The sequence below is a fragment of the Amycolatopsis sp. WAC 04182 genome, from assembly GCF_003947465.1.
Lineage (GTDB): Bacteria > Actinomycetota > Actinomycetes > Mycobacteriales > Pseudonocardiaceae > Amycolatopsis.
Genome location: NZ_QHJJ01000003.1, coordinates 124,491 through 133,306 on the forward strand (window position 1 = coordinate 124,491; position 8,816 = coordinate 133,306).

Here is an 8,816-nt window from a genome sequence, read left to right on the forward strand (position 1 = left end):
TGTGTTGGATGGGAGCGTATGCTCTTGAATCTATTTCGCGGTGAGTTGACGGTCATCTTTTCTGTGTGACGCGCAAGGTTGGGTGAAAATGTTGGCCCCGCGTTTTGTGTGCGATTCTTGGGGGTTGAGGAAGTGGTAGCTGGGCAGTTGGCAGTGCGGGTGACGAACTCCTGACGTGCTTGATTCCAGCGTGAGTGCCATGCCGTTCGTTCATCTAGATGGGTGCGTCGCAGGCGCTGATAGTTCGCCGTGCCGTAGGAGGTCGCGTGGGGGGTGTACAGAATAGTGGGGGATTGGGCAAGGCAATTCGCCACTATTTCGTTTAAGTGCTTTGTGAGTTGCCAGCTGTCGCAGTCCTTGGTGCCGCCTCGGTAGCTGTGAGTGCGGTGGATGAGGCCAAACTGCTCAGCTGTATCGCGCGCTCGTCGCACTGATTTTGGATCAAGGAGAGACCTCTCGGCCCATGAGCGGACCGATAGGGACCCGGATCGGGTGACGATAGCGACCGCGATAGCATCGAGAGCCGCATACAGGGTTGAAGGTTTTAAGGCGGTTTGCTTGACGGATGAGTGCTGCAGGCGAAGAGACGCTGTAATGTGCAGGATCTGTCGCGTCAGCGCGATCTGATGGCGGTGATCGTCCCTGCGGAACTCAGCCGATGACCGGTGTTGAAGTCGGCGGCGCCGGACGCGGTCGATACGCGCTTCGTTGAGCGCGGGAAGCCAGCGTTCCGTTTGCCAACGCGAGTGGCCCAAGTACCGTGCTTGCGTGGGAGAAGCCTGCATGAAGTGTCTCCACGCAGCGTTCTCTGTGAGGTCTTGCTCGGCATCGACGATCGTCTGCGCGGGGGCCCAGATCCATCGTTGCCAGGCGTGTTTGCCGATGTCTGCTGCCTTGGTCCCAGGGCGGTTCGCAGCTCGCCAAGCCTGCTCCGTGGTCCAGCCGGCACGGGCTCGCGCGAGAGCATCGCCGTATTCGCTTTCCGAGCGGCTTGCGGCCCGCGGTGATCGTGCAGTGGGATGCCGAGAACGGTTTTGATATCTAGATCGGGGTTGGCTTGGGCTGGGCGCGGGTAGGTCGCGTGCTTCAAGGGTGCCGTCGAGGATCGGACAGGGGAGACCTAGACGGTGTGGTGCTGTGATGAGACGAAGTGTGGTGCGGACGGTCGCTGAGATCGCATGGTGTCGTGCGAGCTGGGCGCAAAGTGCACGTAGGTCGTCTCGGAGCTGCGGTGGTACGAGGGCGATGAGGTGAAGGTGTCCGGGGCGGCCAGAGGAGCGGCGTAGCCAGGGGAGGCCGAGGCGTTCGCACCAGGAGACGAGGGCGTCGCTGAAGGCATGTCCGGCTTCGGCGGGGGCTCCGGTGTCGCCGGGGTCGACGTCGATTCCGCAGGCAGATGGGTGGAGGGTGCCGACAGTGCTTACTGCGTTGGGGGGCCAATCGCTGATGCGGTTGGGACGCTGGTGAACTGCTTCCACGGCTGTGTTGTCGTCGGCGATGTAGATGTACGGCGGGCCGAATAGTGCGATGTCGAGGTCGGTGCATGCGGGGTCTGGAGCAGGTTGGTCGACGGCGCGGTGGTCGGGCTGGTCGTTGCGGAGGTCGTTCATTCGGATCACCAGTGCTGCGGTTGGGAGGAATGGATGCCGGTGAGTTCGAGGACCGTGCGGGGCTCACGCGCACCAGCAGGTTCGGCGCTAGTGGCGGGAACCCTGGACGTCGTGGCTTGTGGGGAGTGGCGGGGTCCGGGTTGTCCAGGGGAGGAGAGTCGGTACCTGGTAGTCCCGCATCTCGTTAGGGACGGTGGTAATGCGCAGGATGCTGGCGGTCCAGGTCATGCCGATTCCGATGCCGATGAGCGCGAGGTGGTCGCCTGGTTCTACGGCGTGGCGGGTGAGGAGGTGAGTCAGGCCGATGAGCTGGTCGTTGGGGCCGACGTGGCCCCATTGGTCGCCGGCGTGGATCAGGCTGCGCTCGGGCGGCAGTCCGAGTGGCTGCAGGCACTGGCTGTGCAAGAGACGGTGTCCGTAGTGCGGAAGTAGGACCCATCTGAGGTCGGCGGCGTCGAGCTGTGCGTGGCTTAGTGCTTCCGCTACGACATAGGTCAGCCCGGCCGTGTTGCGCTGATGAATGGATGCGACGCCGACTGCGTCGGTGTAGTGCGCTTTGCGTTCGCGGATGGCCTCGATCCCGACTTCGGTGGTTCCGGGCGGCTGGAACCGTGTCGCGCCGCGGTGGAGCTGTTCCAGCGTGGGGTCGCTCCAGGAGCTTGTCGCGAGGACTTCGGCCAGGCCGGGCTCGCGGCCGATGATGAGTGCGGAGCCGCCGTCGCCGTAGGCGATGTCGCGGTCGGCCGTGAGGTGGTCGAAGGCGGGCGGTCCAAAGGTTTCGCCCCCGGTGAGCATGACGGTTCCGGCGTCTTTGCTGCCCGCGAGGATGCGTGCGGAGAGGTCGAGGCCGCCGATCAGGGAATTGCTCATGGCGTTGATTTCGGTGGCGATGCCGGGACCGGCGGGGAGGCCGAGGCGTGAGCGGACGTAGGCGGCGCGGGACCAGAAGTCGAGTCCGCGGGATCCTCGCCAGATTGCGGCGTGAAAGTGGAGGTTGGGCACGGACAAGGGGCCGTCGGTGGTCATGGCGAGGCTCGCGAGCGCGTTGCGGCCTGCTTGGACCGCGAGGTCCATGCCGGTTCGGCCGCGGGCGAGGGAGATGGATCGCTGTCCAGTCGGGGAGTCGGTGCGGCGCGTCGAGGCGGCGGTGAGTTCGCGAACCGGCACGAGGTCGCCGAGCGCGGCTCCGATGCCGCGGACGTGGATGTCAGTCCAGCGCATGTGTACTCCTGGTGCCGGTCGAGTGGAGGTGTAGGTCGCGGACGATGGCCTCGGGGGAGGTGTAGTAGGCGCGTAGGTGATGTCGGGACAGACCCGAACAGGCCGCGACTTCGTCTAGGGACAGAGCTGCCTCGTCTCTGGCGCAGGTGTGGTGGGTCAGCAGGTCCTGTGCTGTGGCCAGGATGGATGCTCGCATCGGGGTCTCCGGACGACGTAGTGGCGGTGTGATGGGTCAGCGGATGTGGCGGACGTGACCGGTGCGGCGGCTCATGAGCCGGTGCATGTGGTCGCTGCGGAGCTTGTCCACTTGCCGGAGTACCCGAGGCCTCAGATCGGGGAGGTGCTCGATGTCGGCGCTGAATTCCGGATCGCCACGAAAACAGGTGATGAGTACGGAGGCGTTGAGGCTCAGATTCACTACGCAGTACGGCGTATCCGGTGGGATGTAGATCATGTCGCCGGGGCGAGGCAGAGCTGTCTCGAGGTGGTGTCCGGATAGGATCGCGGAGTATCCGCTGACGATGGTGAGTATTGCCTCGGTGGTCCGGTGCCGTTGGGGCGTGGTGGTTTTACCGCCAGGGATGTGCATGCGCCCGGCGGAGACCGAGCGGACGGGCACGGCTGGTGCGTAGATGATCGAGGTGTTGGCGCAGCCGTCGTCGTGGACGTGGGTGTCGGCTCCGGTCGGTGGCCGGTGAACCGCTCTGCTGGTGCTGGTCATGCACTGCTCCTGATGACGTGGTTTAGTGGAGGATGGGTGTGCGGGCGAGCTTTCGGGCGAGTCGCGTGTTGGCGGCGGCGGCGTCGGGTGTGCGTCGGCCGAGTCCGCAGGCCGCGGCAATCGTCCTGATTGGACGGTCGAACTCGTCCTCGGCGAGCTGAAGTGCGATGAGGGACGCTGCGGCGTGGTTTTCATCGACGAGTCCCGCGATGATGTCGATGTTGCTGCGGAGATGCCCCAGCGCGCGATAGAAGGAACGGTCGGTGGATGGTGCGCTGGTTCCCGTGCACAGCGGAATGTGCGCAGTCGGCATGGGGTAGCCGGCCTTGGTCAGGCGGCGTTCGACGGCGTTGAGGTAGAGGACGGCGGCGACCAGGTCCGTGGGTTCGAACAGCGGCCGATGAGCTAGGTCGCCGTAGCAGAGGTGGATGATCCAGTTGATCTCCGGCGGTGCGGCGGTGATCAGTTCGGCTGTCTGCTTCGCGAGCCCGAGTGCGAGCATCTTCCACAATGGCCGCGGGGTGCGTTCGAGCAGGGTGAGCACAGCGGGCGTCTCGAGTTGGAACGTGACTTCGGTATCCCAGCGGTTGTGGATTTCGAGGACGTCTTGAACCAGCGCGTCGCGGAAGATGGGGAGTGCGGCGAGGGCGGGCCGGGGAGCGCCGAAGCAGAAGTAGCTGAGGTCCAACGCATTGGGTAGCGATACCTGGTGCGGTGGCAAGGCTCCGGTCGTGCGCAGGCGTGGGCGCGTGGACATGGCGACGGTGACGTCACGCACTCGGCGTAAGGAGACGTCTTCGGGCGCGAGAAACCGGCCCGGCGCGAGGCGGTAGGTCGGCATGTCGTCATAGCCGGTTGAGTTGCCGGTACGGCGTGGTTGGAGCGCGGGGACGTTCGTGAGGCTGATTAGCCAGTCGATGATCCAGCGCGGGTCGCGGTCACTGGGCAGCGTGAGGAAGTTCGTGTCGCCGGCATGGTCGAGGAACCATTGCATGGCTTCCATGTCGGTCTTGGACGCCGCGGGTGGCAGTGAACCGACGAAATGGATTGACCGCTCGGAGATCTCGTCAGAGTAGGCGTGCGTACTAGGGGTGCTCTCGGAATGGATGGTCGTTGACATGCTTTCTCCCCGTCGTGAGTAGGAAATGGCGGTGGGTATGGGGTGTGCGGGCGGCGCGGGGAGTTTCGCCGCGGTGCGGTGTTCGGCGGGTGGTCTGCCGGTGCACGTGACCCGTCCTCGTGTGGAGGCGAGGACGGGTCACGGCGTCGCCAGGTGGCTGGAGTTAGCCGGTGACCGGAAGGGATCCGGGTTTCGGCTGGGGTTTGGGCGCCTGCCGGGCCTCGGGGGCGATGTGGTGGTTAGCGCGGTCCCCGGGACGGTTTGGCTGTGAGGCCTTGGGCGGCTCTCCGGGCTTGCTGGGTGTTGGGGTGCCTGGCGGATTGGTGACAGGAGGCGTTCCGGTGCCGCAGGAGACCGCCGCGACGGTGATGGTGAGCGCAGTGTTCTTGCGTGGTTCGCTCGTGGGTACGGTCGTGGTGCTACCGGAACCTGCTGCGGAGACGGTGATGACGGCGGCGGTGGCCTTGCCCTGGCCGGACGCTCCGGGCCGAACGGTGAGATTTCCCTTGCTGCCGCCGGAACCGCTGACGGTGGTCTTGCCGTTGCGGCAGGTGGCAGAGAACGGTCCGACTGTGGTTCCGCCTACGCGGACGCTGGCGACGGTCGCTTCGGCGAGCCCTGCGCCGGCCTTGACGCGGACTCCGCTAGCGACGACGGCGCCGGACTTGGTGGAGACCGATCCGCCGCCGGTTTTGATCGCGCCGCTGCTAGACACGCTGGGTTGTGGCGCGAGGGATTCGGTGCCACTGACGGAAATGCCGCTCGCGACAGAGATGGTTTCGGCGTGCGCCGGGGTGAGGCATGACGTCGCTCCGGCGGCGAGGAGAGCGCCGATGCTTAGTCCGGTGAGCATGACGCGTGTGTGGGCGTTATGGAATGCGGATGTGGTCATGATGGTCGCCTTCTATCGCTGTGGTCTGAACTTCAGTTGATGAGGACAGGGGTGCCGAGGGGCACTTCGGTGCTCAGTAGCCGGAGGGCGTCCGCGGGCACACGGATGCATCCGTCGCTGGATGGTTTTCCGAAGACGTTTGGGGTGGGCCATCCGTGGATTCCGGTGGTGCCGGGGCCGCCGCCGAAGGTTTCGAGGCTGGTGGAGTGCGTGCCAAGTGGAAGGATCACGGGGCTGAACTGCTGTGTCGGGTCGATCAGGGAGGCCAGCACGAACGTCCGTCCGGGCGGGGTCTCCGCGTTTGGTTTCCCGACTCCGACTGTCCATCGTCCAATCAGGCGGCTTCCATGGTGAAGCGACAGCTGGAAGGAGCTCCGCTCGACTGTGATGAGATAAGGGCTTGTTGCGTGTTCCAGAGAATCGTCCTGAGTGGACAACCATCCGGTGGCGCCGTTGGGTCGAACTGGCAGGAGTACTTGCACCCAGCCTGGTTCCTCGACAATGACGGGCACCCAGGTGTCGGAGGTGATCTGCGTGGGCGGCAATGCGGCGATGGCGTCTTTGCCGGGGGCGGAAAACACGGGAATCGTCCTGTTTGGATGAACGACATGCCCGGTGGGCGCCTGGCTGGGTTGGAGATCTGGGGGAGCTTCGTTGATGACGTCGAACGTCGTGGCCTTGGGCAGGCTCGCCAGATCCGATACAGCGGGCGGCGCTACGGGCCGGTGTCCTGCTGTCGTCGCGGTACCGGTACTGAGTGGCGTGCCGGACTCGTCGACGAGGTTGGTCACGAACAAGGGCAGGAAGGCGCATGCCAGAAGAGCCATGCCGGTGCCGGCAAGGAAACGTGTGAAGCTGACTGCGTCGGACGCGTAGTGCGGCTTCTTTCGCCACAGTTTCTTGCTGTGTACGTCCTCGGGAAAGGGTTCTTCGGTCACGACGAGTTCTCCGGGTTTGTCTGGGGTTGCGGTCTTCGCCGTGCCCGCCCCCGACGAACGGGCACGGCGAAGGGAGCTAGCGGGCAAGCGAAGAAACGAACGCGGGGCCCGGGGTACCTACACCTGTGACCGGGTCCCAACCGCGGCCGCTAGCGAGGTTCTGCGGCCGGGCGTCGAAGTCGACCAGGTAGCTGCCTGCCGCGCCGGGGACCTTGGCGCCGGGCAGGGCGTGCATCACCGGTGTCCACACGCCTGCCTTCTGCGGCACGACGTCGACGAGCACGGAGGGGGCGTCGCGCAAGGCGTAGAGAGCGGGATTCAGCAGACCCCCACGCTGTGTACCGCCCCGGGCCTGCTGCGCGTTCGCGGCCAGGCCTGCCATCAGCGGCGCGGCCAGCGATGTGCCGCCGGAGACGCTGAGGCCGTAGCGGCCCGAGGTGTCGGTGTAGCCGATCAGCAGTCCGGTATAGGAATCTGCGAGTGCGGCGACGTCCGGGATTGCTCGCCGCCCGTTGGAGACGCTGGCGGGAACGATTCCCTGCTGCCACTCGGGCGCGTCGTACAGGGCGGACGGCCCACCGCCGGCTCCACCGGCGAAAGGTCCGTCCGCATCAGACTGCGGAACCCACTTCTGTCCGGTCAGCGTGCTACCGCTGTTCTCCCACCCGGTGAGGACTTTGGGCTTGTTGTCCTGGCCGAGCCCCACTGTGGTGCCGCCGACGGCGGTGACGTATGGGCTCGTGGCGGGGAAGCTCGCAGTGGGTGTCCCGACGGCACCGCTGTTGTTCCCGGCGTCGCCGCTGGACACCATGATCGACTGCCCTTGGATGGAGGCTTGCAACGCCATCTGGTTGAAGAGATCCCGTGTGGCGGGCGGCATGCGCCGCTCGCCGTCCGCATTGCCCCAGGAGGCGCTGATCACGTCGGCGACGTTGTCCCCGACCGCCTTGTTGAAGGCCTCGTACAAACCGCCGATGCAGGACCTCGCGGCGTAGTAACGAAGTTCCGCCGCCGGTGCGATCGTGTGCGCGGCTTGCACATCGAGTGTCTGCTCGACGTTCCAGCTGCCGGAATCGCATTCCTTCTCGTCGGTGAAACCGCCGTCGGGAAGTACCTTGCTGTACTGGCCGGCCGCGAGCCCCGGTGTCTTGGTGTCTGCCGCTGCCCGGTTGATATCGGGGCCCAGCGTTGTTGAGTCGTAGGCGCCGACGATGCCGATCGTTGTTCCCGCGCCGGACTGGCCAGGGTTCAGGCCGTACATCGCGCGCACCGACGGTCCGGTGTAGCCGCACAGGAAGTTCGACTGGGCTCCGGCCGGATACTTCTGTGGTACGTCGCGGTTGTTCTGCTCGCCCCACCAGCGTGCACAGGTCTGGGCCTGGGCGGTCGCATGCGGAGTGGTGTGCTGGGGCAGGATGGTCTTTTCGCTGTCGTCGAGACCGAGGACGGCGGTGATGGAGGTCCTGAGTGCCGTCGGCACGCTGATTGGTGTCTCTGGGGCGACGAGCGTGGTGATCCGGTCGGCGACCTTATCTCGGTAGGTGGCCAGCTGTGTGCCGAACGCCTTCTCCAAGACCGAGGTCGGGGCGTGGGCTTTGACCATAAAGCGGTTACTGCTGACTTCTTGGACCGATACCCCCTGCCCGGTTAACCAGTCGCGCACGGAGTTCACCGCGGCTTCGGTTGGGGCGAACCGGTCGAGGAACTGCCGCGAGGTGAGGAAGTTGCCTCGCTCGGGGTTGTTCGGTGATGCCAGGCGTGTGGCAAGCGTGTGCGCGGAGGCAGGGTCGCGTAGGGAAAGGGCGACCTGGATCTGACGGACGGACTGATCGTTCGCTTCCCCGGTGCGTGATGGCGGTGTTGCCCACGCCGGCACCGTCCCAGCGACGGTGGCACGGGCGTCGGCATCGACCGGTTGGGCCGCGGCCGGTGCGACGGTGGTTAACGTCGCGGCGGCCAAGCCTGCGACGGCAGCGCTTAGCCAGGCGTTTTTCGGCATGGAAGTCCCCTCATGCGTAATCACGGAATGTAAATCGAATAGATGCGGGCGCGAATGTGCCCGAAAAGAATTCCTCGGAACCCGACGGTCCTACAGAGGCAGTCGGGCGTGATTTGCCGGATGGCCGGCGTGATGGGCGAGCGAGCCGTGTGCGGCGTTCACCGCGCAGGACGCGACGCCTGCGGCGGTCCCCGCGTGTGGTACCCGCCGTCGGCGGTGGCTCCCGGAGTGTCCATTGAAGCCTTCGATCTGCGAGCGCTGGAAGTGCGAAAAACTGGACGATCTGAGATCAAGGTAGGCCAAAGTGGCTAAAGC

Annotated in this window: 6 protein-coding genes; all 6 read right to left on the reverse strand. The window is 65.5% G+C overall.

Annotated elements, in window-relative coordinates:
- Window positions 1-1,697 precede the first annotated feature (1,697 nt).
- Window positions 1,698-2,831: a 3-oxoacyl-[acyl-carrier-protein] synthase III C-terminal domain-containing protein gene (locus DMH01_RS14415; RefSeq protein WP_125677008.1), complete on the reverse strand. Its 1,134-nt coding sequence runs from the start codon at window positions 2,829-2,831 to the stop codon at window positions 1,698-1,700.
- A gap of 232 nt (window positions 2,832-3,063) precedes the next feature.
- A complete protein-coding gene (locus DMH01_RS14420; protein WP_158633210.1) occupies window positions 3,064-3,552 on the reverse strand; it encodes a cupin domain-containing protein in 489 nt (162 codons plus the stop codon).
- A gap of 22 nt (window positions 3,553-3,574) precedes the next feature.
- Complete coding sequence (locus DMH01_RS42690; RefSeq protein WP_158633211.1) at window positions 3,575-4,672, reverse strand: hypothetical protein; 1,098 nt, start codon at window positions 4,670-4,672, stop codon at window positions 3,575-3,577.
- Between the two features lie 163 nt (window positions 4,673-4,835).
- Window positions 4,836-5,564: a hypothetical protein gene (locus DMH01_RS14425; protein WP_125677012.1), complete on the reverse strand. Its 729-nt coding sequence runs from the start codon at window positions 5,562-5,564 to the stop codon at window positions 4,836-4,838.
- Window positions 5,565-5,596: 32 nt separating this feature from the next.
- Window positions 5,597-6,502, reverse strand: coding sequence for a L,D-transpeptidase (locus DMH01_RS14430; RefSeq protein WP_233621518.1), 906 nt, complete (start codon window positions 6,500-6,502; stop codon window positions 5,597-5,599).
- Between the two features lie 76 nt (window positions 6,503-6,578).
- The gene (locus tag DMH01_RS14435) at window positions 6,579-8,501 is read right to left on the reverse strand and encodes a protease pro-enzyme activation domain-containing protein (protein WP_125677014.1); all 1,923 of its coding nucleotides are present in this window, start codon (window positions 8,499-8,501) and stop codon (window positions 6,579-6,581) included.
- Between the last annotated feature and the right edge of the window lie 315 nt (window positions 8,502-8,816).

Coding starts and splice junctions, on each gene's coding strand:
- DMH01_RS14425 (WP_125677012.1), bottom strand. CDS start 5,564: ATGACCACATCCGCATTCCATAACGCCCACACACGCGTCATGCTCACC.
- DMH01_RS42690 (WP_158633211.1), bottom strand. CDS start 4,672: ATGTCAACGACCATCCATTCCGAGAGCACCCCTAGTACGCACGCCTAC.
- DMH01_RS14435 (WP_125677014.1), bottom strand. CDS start 8,501: ATGCCGAAAAACGCCTGGCTAAGCGCTGCCGTCGCAGGCTTGGCCGCC.
- DMH01_RS14415 (WP_125677008.1), bottom strand. CDS start 2,831: ATGCGCTGGACTGACATCCACGTCCGCGGCATCGGAGCCGCGCTCGGC.
- DMH01_RS14420 (WP_158633210.1), bottom strand. CDS start 3,552: ATGACCAGCACCAGCAGAGCGGTTCACCGGCCACCGACCGGAGCCGAC.